The organism is Streptomyces sp. NPDC051909 (genome assembly GCF_040681095.1).
Classification (GTDB): Bacteria; Actinomycetota; Actinomycetes; order Streptomycetales; family Streptomycetaceae; genus Streptomyces.
Genome location: NZ_JBFAYA010000010.1, coordinates 244,337 through 259,071 on the forward strand (window position 1 = coordinate 244,337; position 14,735 = coordinate 259,071).

13 protein-coding genes are annotated in these 14,735 nt (G+C 72.4%); 3 read left to right on the forward strand and 10 right to left on the reverse strand.

Going from position 1 to position 14,735, the window contains the following annotated elements:
• Nucleotides 1-14: 14 nt before the first annotated feature.
• Complete coding sequence (locus AB0M18_RS18700) at nucleotides 15-2,801, reverse strand: NACHT domain-containing protein (protein WP_365759226.1); 2,787 nt, start codon at nucleotides 2,799-2,801, stop codon at nucleotides 15-17.
• Nucleotides 2,798-3,151 (reverse strand): trypco2 family protein, encoded by a 354-nt coding sequence (locus AB0M18_RS18705; RefSeq protein WP_365759228.1) that lies wholly within the window; start codon nucleotides 3,149-3,151, stop codon nucleotides 2,798-2,800. Before AB0M18_RS18705 ends, AB0M18_RS18700 begins: the two co-directional genes overlap by 4 nt.
• Before the next feature lie 465 nt (nucleotides 3,152-3,616).
• Between AB0M18_RS18705 and AB0M18_RS18710 the strand changes: the two genes are divergently transcribed.
• Nucleotides 3,617-4,318 (forward strand): M23 family metallopeptidase, encoded by a 702-nt coding sequence (locus AB0M18_RS18710; RefSeq protein WP_365759230.1) that lies wholly within the window; start codon nucleotides 3,617-3,619, stop codon nucleotides 4,316-4,318.
• 25 nt (nucleotides 4,319-4,343) lie between these two features.
• On the opposite strand, the gene AB0M18_RS18715 is transcribed toward AB0M18_RS18710, so the two are convergent.
• Nucleotides 4,344-4,907: a helix-turn-helix domain-containing protein gene (locus AB0M18_RS18715; RefSeq protein ID WP_365759232.1), complete on the reverse strand. Its 564-nt coding sequence runs from the start codon at nucleotides 4,905-4,907 to the stop codon at nucleotides 4,344-4,346.
• A gap of 115 nt (nucleotides 4,908-5,022) precedes the next feature.
• Between AB0M18_RS18715 and AB0M18_RS18720 the strand changes: the two genes are divergently transcribed.
• On the forward strand, nucleotides 5,023-6,600 hold the full coding sequence (locus AB0M18_RS18720) for an MDR family MFS transporter (RefSeq protein WP_365759234.1): 1,578 nt from the start codon (nucleotides 5,023-5,025) through the stop codon (nucleotides 6,598-6,600).
• Between the two features lie 308 nt (nucleotides 6,601-6,908).
• Here AB0M18_RS18720 and cseC read toward each other — a convergent pair whose 3' ends face one another.
• From cseC to AB0M18_RS18750, 6 genes are all read right to left on the reverse strand, one after another.
• Complete coding sequence (gene cseC / locus AB0M18_RS18725; protein WP_365759236.1) at nucleotides 6,909-8,267, reverse strand: two-component system sensor histidine kinase CseC; 1,359 nt, start codon at nucleotides 8,265-8,267, stop codon at nucleotides 6,909-6,911.
• A complete protein-coding gene (gene cseB / locus AB0M18_RS18730) occupies nucleotides 8,264-8,962 on the reverse strand; it encodes a two-component system response regulator CseB (protein ID WP_365759239.1) in 699 nt (232 codons plus the stop codon). The genes cseC and cseB overlap by 4 nt, the downstream gene beginning before the upstream one ends.
• Nucleotides 8,963-9,062: 100 nt before the next feature.
• Nucleotides 9,063-9,752, reverse strand: a complete 690-nt coding sequence (locus tag AB0M18_RS18735; RefSeq protein ID WP_365759273.1) for a hypothetical protein — start codon at nucleotides 9,750-9,752, stop codon at nucleotides 9,063-9,065.
• Nucleotides 9,749-10,333 (reverse strand): SigE family RNA polymerase sigma factor, encoded by a 585-nt coding sequence (locus AB0M18_RS18740; RefSeq protein ID WP_356073948.1) that lies wholly within the window; start codon nucleotides 10,331-10,333, stop codon nucleotides 9,749-9,751. Before AB0M18_RS18740 ends, AB0M18_RS18735 begins: the two co-directional genes overlap by 4 nt.
• 266 nt (nucleotides 10,334-10,599) lie before the next feature.
• A complete protein-coding gene (locus AB0M18_RS18745; RefSeq protein WP_365759241.1) occupies nucleotides 10,600-11,574 on the reverse strand; it encodes an A/G-specific adenine glycosylase in 975 nt (324 codons plus the stop codon).
• A gap of 32 nt (nucleotides 11,575-11,606) precedes the next feature.
• On the reverse strand, nucleotides 11,607-12,269 hold the full coding sequence (locus AB0M18_RS18750; RefSeq protein ID WP_365759244.1) for a phosphatase PAP2 family protein: 663 nt from the start codon (nucleotides 12,267-12,269) through the stop codon (nucleotides 11,607-11,609).
• A 165-nt stretch (nucleotides 12,270-12,434) separates the two neighbouring features.
• Here AB0M18_RS18750 and AB0M18_RS18755 point away from each other — a divergent pair, with 165 nt between their 5' ends.
• The gene (locus tag AB0M18_RS18755) at nucleotides 12,435-13,283 is read left to right on the forward strand and encodes a hypothetical protein (RefSeq protein WP_365759246.1); all 849 of its coding nucleotides are present in this window, start codon (nucleotides 12,435-12,437) and stop codon (nucleotides 13,281-13,283) included.
• Between the two features lie 80 nt (nucleotides 13,284-13,363).
• On the opposite strand, the gene disA is transcribed toward AB0M18_RS18755, so the two are convergent.
• Nucleotides 13,364-14,422 (reverse strand): DNA integrity scanning diadenylate cyclase DisA, encoded by a 1,059-nt coding sequence (gene disA / locus AB0M18_RS18760; RefSeq protein WP_361589546.1) that lies wholly within the window; start codon nucleotides 14,420-14,422, stop codon nucleotides 13,364-13,366.
• Nucleotides 14,423-14,735 lie beyond the last annotated feature (313 nt).

Genomic DNA, 14,735 nt, shown 5'->3' on the forward strand with positions numbered 1-14,735 from the left:
CCCCTTCGTGCTGCCTAGGTGACGGTGAGCCGGTCACCGAGGGCGGCGGCGCCGCGAAGGTCCTCGCGGAGGACTCCGTGTACGGCGACCTCCTCCAGCACGGGCAGGGCATGGAGCGGAGTGAGGTCCAGTGCGCTCCCCCGGTCGAGGAAGAGGCTGAGAGTCCGGAGAGCAGGCAGCCCGGCGAGGGCGCCGAGCCCCGGGCGGGAAGCGCCGAAGCCGCTCACCAGGAGGTGTCTGAGCCGGGAGCAGTCCAGCGACCGCAGCACGTCGAGATCGTTCCCGATGCGCTCTCCCTGGAGCGTCAGATAGGTGAGGGGACGGCCGGCGAGCCCGTGGGCGAGGTCGTGCGCGGCGTGTCTCCCCGCCACATGGACCCCGCGGACCTGAGGCCAGTCGTGCAGGGTCCGCAGCTGCTCCCGTGTGCTGACGAGCAGGACCTCGTCGGGGTCCCAGTGCGGCAGCACCTCCCGGGCGAAGGCCTGCGTGGGGAAGACGTTCCACGCGGTCGCGAACCGGTGCGCCTCGCCGGCCTCGGCGAACCGCGCGGCGTAGGGGACCGCCTCGGCGCCGCCGATCCGGCAGATCAGCTGGGTGATCCTGCCCAGGGCGTCGGCCTCCTTCCTCGCCCTCAGCTCCTCCGGTCCGGGCAGCAGCGGCAGCACGTAGCCGCCCAGCTTCGCCAGCCGGAGGGCATCCTCGGAGCTCCGCGGCGGGATCACCGACGTCACCGCCTTGCGCACCCGCCGGTGCAGGCTCTCGTCCAGCCACGCCGCGTGCTGGGCGCACTGCGTCGCCATCACGTAGAGCGTCGTCTTCAGATCCCGCTTCCGGGTCTCGGAACCGGCCTTCAGCAGGCCCTCCACCAGGGTCGGGAGCTCCCGTCGCTTGCAGTGGCCGGCGGCCAGGAGCAGGACGTCGTGCCACTGCTGGTCGTATGCGCGGCCCAGCGGTTCGTCGAGGCTGCCGTCCTCGACGAACTCCTTCGCCGCCAGGAAGTCCTGGAAGGTGCGGTGGGTGAACTGGAAGACGTCGTCCGTGCGCTCCTGGAGGAGGCCGCTGCGGTTGATCAGATGGGTGAGGATCTCCTCCGGGGTGCCCTGGGCCTGGACCCGTGGCATGCCGGGGAGGTCGCGTTCGAGGCGCTGGAGGGCCTGCTCGCGGGTGAACTCGGTCTGGCCGCCGCGGACCAGGCGGACCGCGAGGCGCTGGAGGAGCTGGCGGTGCTCCTCGACCGACATGCGGATGCCGTCGGGGGAGCCGACCCGGCGGCGTTCGTCGCGGGTGCCGAGCAGCATGGTGAGGGCGGAGTCGTACAGCTCCCAGCGGGTCTCGGGCAGGAAGCCCTCCCGTAGCCGGTGCAGGGCGCAGATCACCGCGCAGAGCAGCGGGGTGCGGGCCAGCTCGGCGAGGTTGGGGTTGTGGCGGAACTGCTGGGCGAGGTCGCGTTCGAGCTCGTCGAGGGCGGCCCGGTCGTACGCGTCGGCGTCGAGGCGGGCCGCGTCGTGCCAGGCGGTGACGAAGGCGTCGATGTCCTCGCCGCGCAGCGGCAGCAGGGTCAGCTCCTCGAAGCGCTCGCCGCCCAGCCAGTCGGGGGCGACGGCGTGCGGGCGCACGGTCGCCACGCAGCGGGTGCCCGGGTAGCGGGCGAGGAGGCCGCTGAGCCAGGTGTGGGCGTCGTCGCGGTCGTCCTGGGTGACCTCGTCCAGGCCGTCGACGAGCAGCAGTCCGCGCCCGGCGGCAAGGACCCGGCTCGCCCAGCCGTTCGGCGGGGCGTCGATCATGAGCCCGGCGACGCGGGACAGCTCACCGGGGGAGGGGAAGCCCTCGTCCCGGGCCCGCAGCGACCGCAGGGGTACGACGAAGGGCACGAGCCCGTTGAGCGCGGCGAGCCCGGGCCCGAGGGTGCCGGCGGCGGCGTGCGCGGCCAGCCACCACACCAGGGTGGTCTTCCCGGCGCCGGCGTCGCCGCGCAGCAGGACCCGGGGCCGGGAGCCGAGCAGGTCGTCGATCCGGCGCGGGACGGGGACGGTCTCCCGGGTCCTGGCGGTGGCCTCCAGGGAGATGTACGCGGTGTCGAGGTCCCATTCGGAGGCGCGCTTGCCGAGCTCGTCCAGGCCGAAGATGCGGGTGCGGCGGTAGGCGGCGCCGAGGGCCTCGGCGTACTCCGCCTCGTGGCGCCGGTCCTCCGGATGCTCGTCGACCGGGGACAGAAGGGTGTCGGGAAGCCACTGCCGTACGGATTCCTGGGCCGTGACGGTGGAGAGCGGAACGCACTCCAGGCGGCGGTGGCCGCGGCCCCGGGGGACAGAGCGGACGATGCCGATGAGCCCGTCGGCGGCGAAGACGGGGGCGCCGGAGAGGCCCGCCAGGGGCGAGGCGCCGTCCGGATCCTCGGCGGTCACGGGCGGATGGTCCAGTTCGACGGTGAGGACCCGCTGCATGCGACCGGCCAGGGGCAGCACGGTGCCGGTGAACTGGTCGAGGTCCAGTTTCCGGCCCTCGTACCGCTGGATCCGGGGGTAGCCGAGGATCTCGCAGCCGCGGATCGGGCGGTCGGTGGCGAGCCCGCTGAGCCTGGGTGCGGGGCCGAGGGGCTCGGCGGAGTGCAGGAGGGCGGCGTCGAGGCCGTGGTCCACCCAGACCACCCGTAACTCCACGAGGGGCCGGTCCGGTGCGACGGCCCGGGCGCTGAAGGCGTCGCCGACGACATGGGCGCTGGTCAGGACCAGGTCCGGGGCCACGAGGACACCGCTGCCCTGCTGTCTGCCGAGGACCGCGAGGGCGGAGCGGACGGTCACCGGCCCTCGGTTCCGTCGACGGCGGCGCCGAAGCCGGAGACGTCGGCCTCCTCCTCGTTCCCCACCAGCCAGGCCCCGCCGGTCGCCGCGTTCCGCGGCTTGAGGGTGAAGCCGACCCGGTGGGTCTCGCCGCGCGCGCGGCTCGCGTCGGCGCCGGCCTCGACGACCCAGGCTTTGACCTTGCCCCCGGCCTTCGTCTCCTTGCGGAGTTCGACGGTGAACTCCATCTCGATGTCGCCGACCTCGAAGGAGACGGGGTGGCCGGTGGCGCGGCGGGCGGCGGTCAGGAGTTCGTCGCGTACGGAGGCGATGGCGTCGGCCAGTTCGATCTTGGGCGTGGTGTCGGTCATGACTCGGAAGCTAGTGCGACCGGAGGCGCCGTGGAGGGGGTTCGGGGGGTTCGGTCGCGTGACCCAGGTCGCAATGGCGGGGCGGGCGTGGTGACAAGGCGCACAGGCGTTTCGGACGGTACTAGGCGGAATAGTGGTGGTGTTTCCCCGCGATCCGGGTCTTTCCGGGCGAACCGGCGGGACGTAGGTCCCGGATGGGGCGGAAGCGGGCGATGGCTGGCGTTTCGTGCGCTTCGGGGCGGTCTCGACGTGCGGTTAAACAGGTCTACGCGGGTCGCATTTGTCCGATTTCGCGTCGCTGTTTCCGGAGGGGTCCGGGATCGATTCCCGGCGAGATCGCTACGACGCGATGTCGTAGATGGGGTGTTTTACCCGGGCCGGGGGTCCGGGTTACCAAGGATGAGCAAGCCCGGTGCTGAGCCGCTCTCACGCCGGGTCCCGTTCTGTCCGGAGGTTCTCCCCCGTATGTCGAAGCGCGTCATGAAGCCCAGCATCCGTACCACCGCCGTCGCCCTCGCCGCCGCGGGTCTGGGAGCGTCGCTGGTGGCCGGAGCCGGCTCCGCGTTCGCCGCCGAGGGCAAGGCCGCCGTCGCGTCCACCACGAACGTCGCCGCGTCCGCCGCCGTCGCCCAGCAGGCCGCCACCCAGGCCAAGGTCGCCGCGCAGGCGAAGGCCGCGCAGGTCAAGGCCGCCGTCGCCAAGGCGAAGGCCGCGAAGACCGTGAAGCCCGTCGCCGCCAAGAAGGCCGCGTCCTGGGTCAAGCCGGTCGGCGGCTACACCCTGACCGCCAGCTACAACCAGGGCGGCGCCATGTGGGCGCACAAGCACTCCGGCCAGGACTTCGCCGTTCCGGTCGGCACCTCGGTCAAGGCCGCCGGCGCCGGCACCGTCGTGAAGGCCGGCCCGAACGGCGGCGGTGACGGCCCCGCGTACGGCAACGCGATCGTCGTGAAGCACGCCAACGGCACGTACTCCCAGTACGCCCACCTGTCGAAGATCAAGGTCCACATCGGCCAGAAGGTCGCCGCCGGCCAGCAGATAGCCCTCTCGGGCAACACCGGCAACTCCTCCGGCCCGCACCTTCACTTCGAGATCCGCACCACCCCGAACTACGGCTCCGCCGTGAACCCGGCCGCCTTCCTGCGGTCCCACGGCGTCTCCATCTGACGCTGACGCGACGCCGACGCTGGCGTTACGAGGCCTGCTCGGCCTGTTCGATCAGATCGAGGGCGACCCCGAGGACGGCTTCCTGCTTCTCCTCGGGGTCGCCCTCGACGTTCTGCATGAAGAACGTCCCGGCGTGCAGCGCGAAGATCGCGCTCACGGCGCGGACCTTGTCCTTCATCGGGGCGTCGGGCTCCTGGATGAACTCGTTGAGCGCGATGAAGCGCTCCTTGAAGGTGAGCCCGATGCTCAGGTCGCGCACGGTCGCCTGGTTCTCGTGCATGAAGCGGAACAGCGGGGCCGCGTCCGTCAGGGCGCTGTGGTACCGGCGCAGGATCTCCTTCTTGGTCTCCAGGGTGCGCGGCTGCTCGCCCGCCCAGGCGACCAGCTCGTCGATCGGGCGCGCCAGGTCCTGGAAGATCCCGATGATGATGTCTTCCTTGGTCTTGAAGTGGTAGTAGAGCGCCGCCTTCGTGACGTCCAGGCGTTCGGCGATCTCGCGCAGCGAGGTCTTCTCGTAGCCCTGCTCGGCGAAGAGTTCGAGGGCCACGTCCTGGATGCGCTGGCGGGTGTTGCCTCGGGCCTGGGCCATGTCTCTCGATTCCCTCGCTGACACAGAAACTTACTTGACGACCGGCTAGTTACGGGTCTACTTTCCCCAGTGTAGTAACTAGCCGGGCGGCAAGTAAGGGACGCGAGGGGACGACATGGCAACGACACTGACACCCGAGGCAGCCGAGGGGGAGGCCGCACCCGCGCGCAGCGTCCGCGTCGTCCTCCTCGCCCTCATGATCGCGATGTTGCTCGCGATGCTGGACAACATGATCATCGGCACCGCGATGCCGACGATCGTCGGCGAGCTGGGCGGCCTGGAGCACCTCTCCTGGGTCGTCACCGCCTACACGCTGGCCACCGCCGCGTCGACCCCGATCTGGGGCAAGCTCGGCGACATGTTCGGCCGAAAGGGCGTCTTCCTGACCTCGATCGTGATCTTCCTGGTCGGCTCCGCGCTCAGCGGCATGGCCCAGGACATGGGCCAGCTCATCGGCTTCCGCGTCGTCCAGGGCCTGGGCGCCGGCGGTCTGATGGTCGGCGTCATGGCGATCATCGGCGACCTGATCCCGCCCCGGGACCGCGGCAAGTACCAGGGCATGATGGCCGGCATCATGGCGCTCGCCATGATCGGCGGACCGCTGGTCGGCGGCACCATCACCGACCACTGGGGCTGGCGCTGGTCCTTCTACATCAACCTGCCGCTCGGCGCCGTCGCCCTCGCGATGCTCGCCACCGTGCTCCACCTGCCGAAGAAGGAGCGCGCGGCCGGCACCCGGATCGACTTCCTGGGCGCCGCGCTGCTGACGATCGGCATCACCGCCATCGTCCTGGTCACCACCTGGGGCGGCACCGAGTACGCCTGGGGCTCGGCCACCATCGTCGGCCTCGCCGTCGGTGGCGTCGTGGCCCTCGGAGCCTTCCTCCTCGTCGAGACCCGCGCGAGCGACCCGATCATGCCGCTGCACATCTTCCGCAGCCGCAACTTCACCCTGATGTCCGTGATCGGCTTCCTCACCGGCTTCGTCATGTTCGGCGCGGTGCTCTTCCTGCCGCTGTTCCAGCAGTCGGTGCAGGGCGCCTCCGCGACCAACTCCGGTCTGCTGCTCCTGCCGATGCTGCTGTCGATGATGGTCGTCTCGATGATCGCCGGCCGCGTCACCACGACCAGCGGCAAGTACAAGATCTTCCCGATCGTCGGCGGCGCGTTCATGGTCGTCGGCCTGTACCTGCTGTCCACCATGGACACCGACACCACGCGGTTCGTCTCGGGCGTGTACATGGCCGTGCTCGGCGCCGGCATGGGCTTCCTGATGCAGATCACCATGCTCGTCGCGCAGAACAGCGTCGAGATGAGGGACATGGGCGTCGCCTCGTCCTCGACCACCCTCTTCCGGACCCTCGGCTCCTCCTTCGGCGTCGCGATCATGGGTGCGCTCTTCAACCACCAGGTCCAGAACGAGATGGCCGCCCGCGGCGGCGGCGCCGCGACCGCGCGATCGGCGCAGCTCGACGCCGCGAGCCTGGCCAAGCTGCCGGAGGCGGTCCGCGAGGCCTACCAGCACGCGGTCTCGGCCGGCACCCACTCGGCCTTCCTGGTCGGCTCGGTCGTGGCCGTCGTCGGCTTCGTCCTCGCCTTCTTCGTGAAGGAGGTGGCGCTGCGCGGCACCGGCCTCCCGAAGGCGGACGAGACCGGGGCGGACGACGCCGAGCCCGCGAAGGCCACCGCCTAGGGCGTGTGTCGGAAGTCCCGTCTGCCGGGAGGCGCCCTGCACGCACGCTCGCCGCGTTGTCAGTCGTCGGCGCAGCACGCTGCGCTCTCTCCCCCTGGGCCTGGCGGCCCGGGAGGTGCCCCCACCCTCCGCCTTGCGATCGCACGCACCGGACGCCTCCCGGCCCGCCCTGCGGGCGGACGACGCTACTTCCGACACACGCCCTAGCGGCCCGAACCCGCGCGAACCCGCGCGAGCCGCGTCCGGCAGCCGAACGGCCCCCGGTGTCCCTGTGGACACCGGGGGCCGTCGCCGTGACGGAGGGGCGCTCAGTCGGCCAACCGCAGTATCGGAAAGCTCCCCGTGGTCGTCGGCGCGTGCTCCGGGAGCCACAGCACCGCGATGGCACCGCCCGCGCCGTCCGGGCTGCCCTCGGGCGCGGCGTTGCGGAAGGTGAGCCGGGCGCCGAGGACCCGGGCCTGGCCGGTGGCGATCGTCAGGCCGAGGCCGTGGCCCTGGCCGGCGCGGTCGCTGCTGCCCGTACGGAAGCGGCTCGGGCCCTCCTTCAGGAGCGCCTCGGGGAAGCCGGGGCCGTGGTCCCTGACCCGGACCACCCGGCCCTCGACGGTGACCTCCACCGGGCCGCCCGGGCCGCCCGGACTGCCCTTGCCGTGCTTGGCGGCGTTGGCCAGGAGGTTGCCGAGGATGCGCTCCAGACGGCGCGGATCGGTGTTGACCCAGGACTCGTGGACGACATGGACCACCGCCCCCGGGTCGAGCGCCCGCACCCGGCGTTCCACGAACTCGCCGAGCGCGATCTCCTGCAGCTCGGCCCGCTCCGACGCGCTGTCGAGCCGGGCCACCTCCAGGACGTCCTCGACCAGGGTCCGCATGGCCTGCGCCCGGTCCCGTACGAGCTCGGTCGGACGCCCCGGCGGCAGCAGCTCGGCGGCCGTGAGCAGCCCGGTCACCGGGGTGCGCAGCTCGTGCGCGATGTCCGCGGTGACCCGCCGCTCGGCCTCGATCCGCTCGTTGAGGGCGTCGGTGAGGGCGTCGACGGCGCGGGCCAGCTCGTCGGTCTCGTCGCGCACGACGCCGCCGATCGCGTCCCGTACCCGTACCTCGGTGTTGCCCTGGGCGACCCGGCCGGCCGCGGCGGCGGCCTTGCGCAGCCGCCGCGACAGCTGTCCGCCGATGAGCACGCCGAGCGCGCAGCCGCCGAAGACGACGGACACCGAGCCGATGATCAGCGCCCGGTCGAGGTCGTTCATGATCGTGGCGCTGCGGTCGGCGAAGGGCACGTGCAGGGAGAGCACGTCGCCGTTGGCGAGCGGCACGGCCGCCCACACGTCTGGCGGGCCGCTGTCGTGCTCCTGTACGTACGTGCCGCGCCGTCCGTCGCGCATCAGCTGGTCGAGCTGGGGCGGCAGCGCCGGGTCGTTGATCTTGGTGCCGAAGCGCGGCTCCTTCGGCTTGGAGGTCTCGTAGACCCGCTGGGCGAAGACCAGCCGCCACATCTGCACGTCGCGGGCGTTGTCGAGCATGGAGACCCGGGCCGCGTTGTGGACGACCAGGCTGAGGGTCACCGCGACGAGCGCGCCGACCGCCGCGATGGCGACCGCGATCTTCCAGCGGACCCCGGTCCGGAGGGGTCTCCTCCGTCCGATCCGCTTCCCGTACCGCTTCATCCCTTGAGCTTGTAGCCGAAGCCGCGGACCGTCTCGATCCGGTCCTGGCCGATCTTGGTGCGCAGTCGCTGCACATGGACGTCGACGACCCGGGTGTCGCCGCCCCAGCCGTAGTCCCAGACCCGCTCCAGGAGCTTGTCGCGCGACAGCACGGTGCCGGGCGCCGAGGAGAACTCGAGGAGCAGCCGCATCTCGGTGGGCGTGAGGGCGACCGGTACGCCCGCCCGGCGCACCTCCATGCCCTCGGTGTCGACCTCCAGGTCGCCGAAGACCAGGACCCCGCAGTCCGCGCCCGCCGCGTCGGCGTCGCCGCCGTTGCCGCCCGCGTGGCCGAAGCGGCGCAGCACGGCGCGGATCCGGGCCATCAGGACGGAGCCGTCGAAGGGCTTGGTGACGTAGTCGTCGGCGCCGGCCTCCAGGCCGAGGACGACGTCGATGGAGTCGGCCCGCGCCGACAGCATGATCACCGGCACGGTCGACTCGTCGCGGATGCGCCGGCACAGGCTCACGCCGTCCATGCCGGGCAGCATCACGTCCAGGAGCGCGATGTCGGGCCGGTTCGCGCGGAAGGCCTCCAGGCCGGACAGGCCGTCGGGCATGGCGGTCACCGCGAAGCCGTCCCGCTCCAGGGCGAGCTGGGTGGCCTCACGGATGACGTCGTCGTCCTCGACGAACAGGACATGGGTCTCGGCCATGGGTGGTGGTGCCTTCCGCGTACGCGCTTGATGGTCGTGGGGAACGAGGGCGTGTCTTTCGGATCTTGCCGGGCTCCCGACGCCCGGCACCGGGCCGTGTCTAGCCGGACGGGACCGGCGCCGGCTCGGTGCTGTCGATGCCGCCGTCCCCGACCGCCTTGCTGTAGTCGTTGTGCACCCAGTCGTGCTGGGTGAACCTGTTCCCGGCCCAGCGGTACGTGATCACGTCCTCGCCCGAGGGGAAGGCGACCGGGTCGCCCTTCGCGTACACCTGCTTGGTGACGATCAGGTCCCCGCGGTCGATCGTCCCGTACACCGCCGCGTCCTCGGCCATGAACACGTTGCGGTACGCGTTGTTCTCCTCGCGGTACACGTACGTGCCGATGCCGACGGCGTCGCCGCAGGTCATCACGTTGACGACGACGTCGGGGGCGGAGGAGTTGGTGAGGTTCCCGTACGAGGTGTCCACCGGGTAGACGTCCGCCGTGCACGGCTTGAGGTCGGCCTTCAGCCGCTCGCCGATCTTCGGGTCGTTCTTGATCAGCGCGATCGGGTCCACCCGCTTGGCCTTCAGGCCCGCCTCGTCGCCGGACGAGGCGGAGGGCTTCGGGGTGGCCGGGGCCGTGGAGGCGACCTCGTCGGACCGGGCCGCGCCCTCGTCGCGTGAACCGGTGCCCCCGGTGGAGCAGCCGGCCACGAGCACGCCGAAGGCGGCGAGCCCGGCCACCGCCGTTCCGCTCGCCGCCCGCTCCCTGGCACTGCCAGCCGGCCTCGGGCCACTCAGTCTCAGGCCGCGCACCGCTCCTGCTTCCGCTCGTCGCCTCGTACGGTCGTGCTCCGCTCCAGGACGCCGGCGCCCAGGGCCCGGGCGTCGCCCTCGGCGGCCCTGCTCTCCAGCTCCTGGCGCAGTCGGGCCAGGGCGCGGTGGAGCGTGCTCTTCACCGTACCGGTCGACATGCCGAGCGCGGCGGCCGTCTCCTCGGTGCTCATCTGCTCCCAGTGGCGCAGCACGACCACGCTGCGCTGCTTGGGCGCGAGCACCTTGAGGATGTCCATGAGCAGGGCCCGGTCGGCGTGCTGCTCGGTGGCGTCCTCGACGCGCGCGTCGGGCAGCTGCTCGGTGGGCACCTCTTCGAGCTTGCGGGCCCGCCACCACTCGGTCCGGGTGTTGATCATGACCCGGCGGAGGTAGGCGTCGGCCAGGGACTTGTCGGCGATGCCGTCCCAGCGGCCGTACGTGCGGACCAGCGCGGTCTGCAGCAGGTCCTGGGCGTCCACCGGGTCGGGCACGAGCCGACGGGCGCTGCGCAGCAGCGCGTCCTGCCGAGTGCGTACGTACTCCTCGAAATCGAGCACCTCGCCGTGCGCCATCCCGAACCGCCTCCGATCCCCGTGACCAGCCCTGATCGCTGTCCAGGTCCCTGTCCGGGTCCCTGTTCCGATCTCTTACGCCGACGACGCTACGGAGCGGTTGTCACGGGGCTGTGCGGGGCAGCCGTCGGCAGACGCACGGCTACCCATCGGTTGTGTAACAGCGGATGGAAAGGTTCCGGTTCTACGGTTCCTTCGGATCGAAGGTACGGGCCGGGCCTGGGATCCGGATGTACGGATCGGTCCGGGGCCGGGCGCTCCCGCCGTCAGCCCAGCGGGAGCCGGTAGCGGCCGCCCTCCAGCGGCTCGACCAGACCGTCGGCGACCAGCCCGTCGAGCGCCCGGGCCCGCTGCACCGGCTCGTCCCACACCGCGTCGAGCGCGGCCTGCGGCACCGGGTCCACGGCCTCCCGCAGCACGGCGAGCAGCCGGCCCCGCACCTGCCGGTCCGTGCCCGCGTACGTCTGACCGCGGCGCGGCGGACCGTCATGGGCGGGCTTGCCCGCGAGCAGCCAGGCGCATACCCCGGACACCGGACAGCGCCCGCAGTCCTCGTTCTTCGCCGTGCACACCAGGGCGCCCAGCTCCATGGAGGCCGCCGCCCACCGGGCGGCCGTCGCCTCGTCCTCGGGCAGCAGCTCCCTGGCCAGCCGGCGCTCGGCGGCCGTGGTCGCGTTCGGCGGGTACTGCACCCCGCCCGCCGCCCGCGCGAACACCCGCCGCACGTTCGTGTCGAGCACCGCGTGCCGCTGCCCGTACGCGAAGGACGCCACCGCCGCGGCCGTGTACTCGCCGATCCCCGGCAGCGCGAGCAGCTGCGCGTGATCACTCGGTACGTCGCCGCCGTGCCGTTCCTTTATCGCCACCGCCGCCGCGTGCAGCCGCAGCGCCCGGCGCGGATAGCCGAGCCGGCCCCAGGCGCGCACCGCCTCGCCCGGCGCCTCGGCGGCCAGGTCGGCGGGGCGCGGCCAGCGCGCCAGCCACTGCTCGTACACCGGAAGCACCCGCACCACCGGGGTCTGCTGGAGCATGAACTCGCTGACCATCACGCCCCACGGGCCGGCCTCGGGGCGGCGCCACGGCAGATCGCGGGCGTGCCGGTCGAACCAGGCGAGGACGGGCCCGTGCAGCGCGGCGGGCGATCCCTCGTACACGGCGGCGGCGGGCGGGGCGTCGTGCGGAGCGGCAGGCGCGGCGGCGGGCGCGGCGGCGCGGGAGGAGGAGGCGTCGATGGAAGTCATGGCACTCCGATCCTGGCACGTCCGCCGGAGGATCAGCGCGCGCCGTGGCGCGCACCCACGGGGCGCGCGGAGGCGTGCGAGAGCACCCCGCGTCCCACGCACCACACCACCGCGCCGTTACGGCTCGCCCTGGCGGTCTCCACCAGGGCGAGGACCGGGCGCCGGCCCGCCTTCACGGCCACGAACGCCACCGCGCCGCCGACGAGCAGGCCGACCGTGACGTCGTGCGGGTAGTGCACGCCGACGAAGACCCGGGAGAAGGCCATGAGGAGCGCCATCGGCGCGGTCAGCCACACCATTCCGCGCCAGGACAGCGCGAGCGCGACGGCCGCGGCTCCGGCGATCGCCGAGTGGTTGCTGGGGAAGGACCAGTCGCCGTGCGGCGGGCACGCGACGAGCGAGACGGGCGCCCCGGCCACCGCCCGGCACGGACGCTCCTCGTCCACCAGGGACTTGAGGCCCTCGCTCACCACATAGCCGAAGGCGGTCGCGAGCGGGGCGAGCAGCGCGAGCGCCATGGCGTCGGAGGAACCCCGGCGCGAACGCCACCAGCCGGCCACGAACAGCACCCCGAAGAGCAGCAGCCCGAGTTCGGTCCACACCTCCGCGATCTTCTGGAACCAGTGCGGGGTGGTGTGGGCGAACTCGCTGATGTCGAGATACAGGCCGTCGGAGAGCTGGGGGAGGTTGTCCATGGTCGACGACGGTATCCGGCCCCGGAAGTACCTGCGGAAGCGCCCGCGGAAGCGCACGCGGAACCGCACGCGGAAGGGAATGCGGATGTGATCATCGGCAAAACTTGGCGCCTGGAGCGGCATGGGGGGCGGGAGTTGGCCCCGATCTCTCGTAAGGTTCGTGGCGTGGGATCACTGCGCAATCCGGTCGGGCCGCTTCCCTCCTCCATCTACTGGCGTCGGAGGGCCGTGGCGCTGTGCCTGGTTGCCCTGCTCGCACTGATCGCGGTGTGGGCCGTCACCTCCGGTGGCGGCGGCGGGGGCAAGAAGACCAATGACGCCGCCAACGGCTCCTCGCCCGCCCCTTCCATCACTCCCGGCCCCTCCGGCACCGGACCGGCGATCAGCCAACAGCCCGGCGGCCGCGACGAGTCGGGGGACTCCGGCGACGCGGACGGCGCGGGCGGCGACGGCTCCGGCGACGGCTCCGGTGCCGGTGACGGCGGTACGGACGCGGGCGCGGGCGGCGCGGACGCCGGGGTCTCGGGCGGCGGCAAGAACGGCGACACGGACGGCGCGGGCGGCGACGGCGGCGCGGGCAGCGGCGCCGGACAGCAGGTTCCGGCCGATTCCCCGCTGCCGAACTGCACCGCCGGGGCGCTGCAGTTGAGCTTCCGCAGCGCCAGACTGGCCTACGGGCCGGGCGAGAAGCCGCGCTTCCTGCTGACCGTCAAGAACACCTCGGCCGCCGACTGCAAGACCGATCTCGGCCCGAAGAGCGCGGTGTTGACGGTCCGTGACACCAAGGGCGTGCTGTGGTCCTCCAAGGACTGCCCGGCCGCCGCGGCCCCGCTGTTCCTCAAGGTCCCCGCCAGGGCCACGATCACCCACACCGTGGAGTGGGACCGCGGGCGCAGCGCCCCGCAGTGCGCGAGCGCCCCGGCCGGCGAGGCCGCCCCGGGCAACTACCTGGCGGAGGCGGCGGTGCCGGGCCTGAAGGTGTCGCCGGTGGCGTTCCGGCTCGACAAGGACTGAGCGCCGGTACACGGACAGACATGGAGAGGCCCCGGGAGCGATCCCGGGGCCTCTCCGGCGTCACACCGTGAGGGAGCGGATCAGACGTAGCGCTCCAGGATCGAGGACTCCGCGAGCCGCGACAGGCCCTCGCGGACGCTGCGCGCCCGGGCCTCGCCGACGCCGTCCACGGTCTGCAGGTCGTCCACGCTCGCCGCGAGCAGCTTCTGCAGCCCGCCGAAGTGCTCCACCAGCCGCTCGATGATCGCGCCGGGCAGCCGCGGCACCTTGGCGAGCAGCCGGTAGCCGCGCGGCGAGACCGCCGAGTCCAGGGTCTCCATGGAGCCGCTGTAGCCGAGGGCGCGCGCCACTATCGGAAGTTCGAGCAGCTCGGCGTGGGTCAGCGCGTCCAGCTCGGTCAACGCCTCCGGGACGGTGCGGGAGCGCTTGGCGGTGGGCTCCGGCACGTAGTCGCGGATGACCAGCTCGCGCTCCGGCTCCACGCCCGCGATCAGCTCGTCCAGCTGGAGCGACAGCAGCCGGCCGTCGGTGCCGAGCTCCACCACGTACTCGGCGATCTCGGTGGCGATCCGGCGCACCATCTCCAGGCGCTGCGCGACCGCGGTCACGTCCCGGACGGTCACCAGGTCCTCGATCTCCAGGGCGGAGAGCGTGCCGGCCACCTCGTCCAGGCGCAGCTTGTAGCGCTCCAGGGTCGCGAGCGCCTGGTTGGCGCGGGACAGGATCGCGCCCGACTCCTCCAGGACCCGGCGCTCCCCGTTCACGTACAGGGCGATCAGGCGCATCGACTGGGAGACGGAGACGACGGGGAAGCCGCACTGCTTGGACACCCGGTCGGCGGTGCGGTGCCGGGTGCCGGTCTCCTCGGTGGGGATCGACGCGTCCGGGACCAGCTGCACACCGGCCCGCAGGATCTTCGAGATGTCCTTGTCGAGGACGATGGCCCCGTCGAGCTTGCACAGCTCGCGCAGCCGGGTCGCCGTGAAGTCGACGTCGATGACGAAACCGCCGGTGCACATCGACTCGACGGTCTTGTCCATGCCGAGCACGATCAGACCGCCGGTGTTGCCGCGGAGGATGCGTTCGAGCCCGTCGCGGAGGGCGGTGCCGGGGGCGACGGCGCTGAGCGACGCACGCATCAGTGCCTCGTTGTCCTTGGCTGCCACTAGACTCCTCCGGCTCGTACGGATGGGCGAGACCAGGGCAAAGTCTAGCGACACCGCCCCGCCGCCCAGGGCCCCGCGCCGCAAGCGCTTCGCGCCCGCACACCGCGAAGCCCCGCCGGAGGGCCCCCGCGGACCGCCCCGAACCGGGCCCGGCCCGGCTCCCGGACCCCCGCCGGAGACTCCCGCCGCGCGCCTAGGCCGTGTCTGACAAATCCCGCCTGGCGCGCGACGCCCGGCACGCACACGCGCTGCGTTGTCGGAGTCATCCAAGTACGTCCAGTACGAG

Coding starts and splice junctions, on each gene's coding strand:
- AB0M18_RS18705 (WP_365759228.1), bottom strand. CDS start 3,151: ATGACCGACACCACGCCCAAGATCGAACTGGCCGACGCCATCGCCTCC.
- AB0M18_RS18710 (WP_365759230.1), top strand. CDS start 3,617: ATGTCGAAGCGCGTCATGAAGCCCAGCATCCGTACCACCGCCGTCGCC.
- AB0M18_RS18715 (WP_365759232.1), bottom strand. CDS start 4,907: ATGGCCCAGGCCCGAGGCAACACCCGCCAGCGCATCCAGGACGTGGCC.
- AB0M18_RS18720 (WP_365759234.1), top strand. CDS start 5,023: ATGGCAACGACACTGACACCCGAGGCAGCCGAGGGGGAGGCCGCACCC.
- cseC (WP_365759236.1), bottom strand. CDS start 8,267: ATGAAGCGGTACGGGAAGCGGATCGGACGGAGGAGACCCCTCCGGACC.
- cseB (WP_365759239.1), bottom strand. CDS start 8,962: ATGGCCGAGACCCATGTCCTGTTCGTCGAGGACGACGACGTCATCCGT.
- AB0M18_RS18740 (WP_356073948.1), bottom strand. CDS start 10,333: ATGGCGCACGGCGAGGTGCTCGATTTCGAGGAGTACGTACGCACTCGG.
- AB0M18_RS18745 (WP_365759241.1), bottom strand. CDS start 11,574: ATGACTTCCATCGACGCCTCCTCCTCCCGCGCCGCCGCGCCCGCCGCC.
- AB0M18_RS18750 (WP_365759244.1), bottom strand. CDS start 12,269: ATGGACAACCTCCCCCAGCTCTCCGACGGCCTGTATCTCGACATCAGC.
- disA (WP_361589546.1), bottom strand. CDS start 14,422: ATGCGTGCGTCGCTCAGCGCCGTCGCCCCCGGCACCGCCCTCCGCGAC.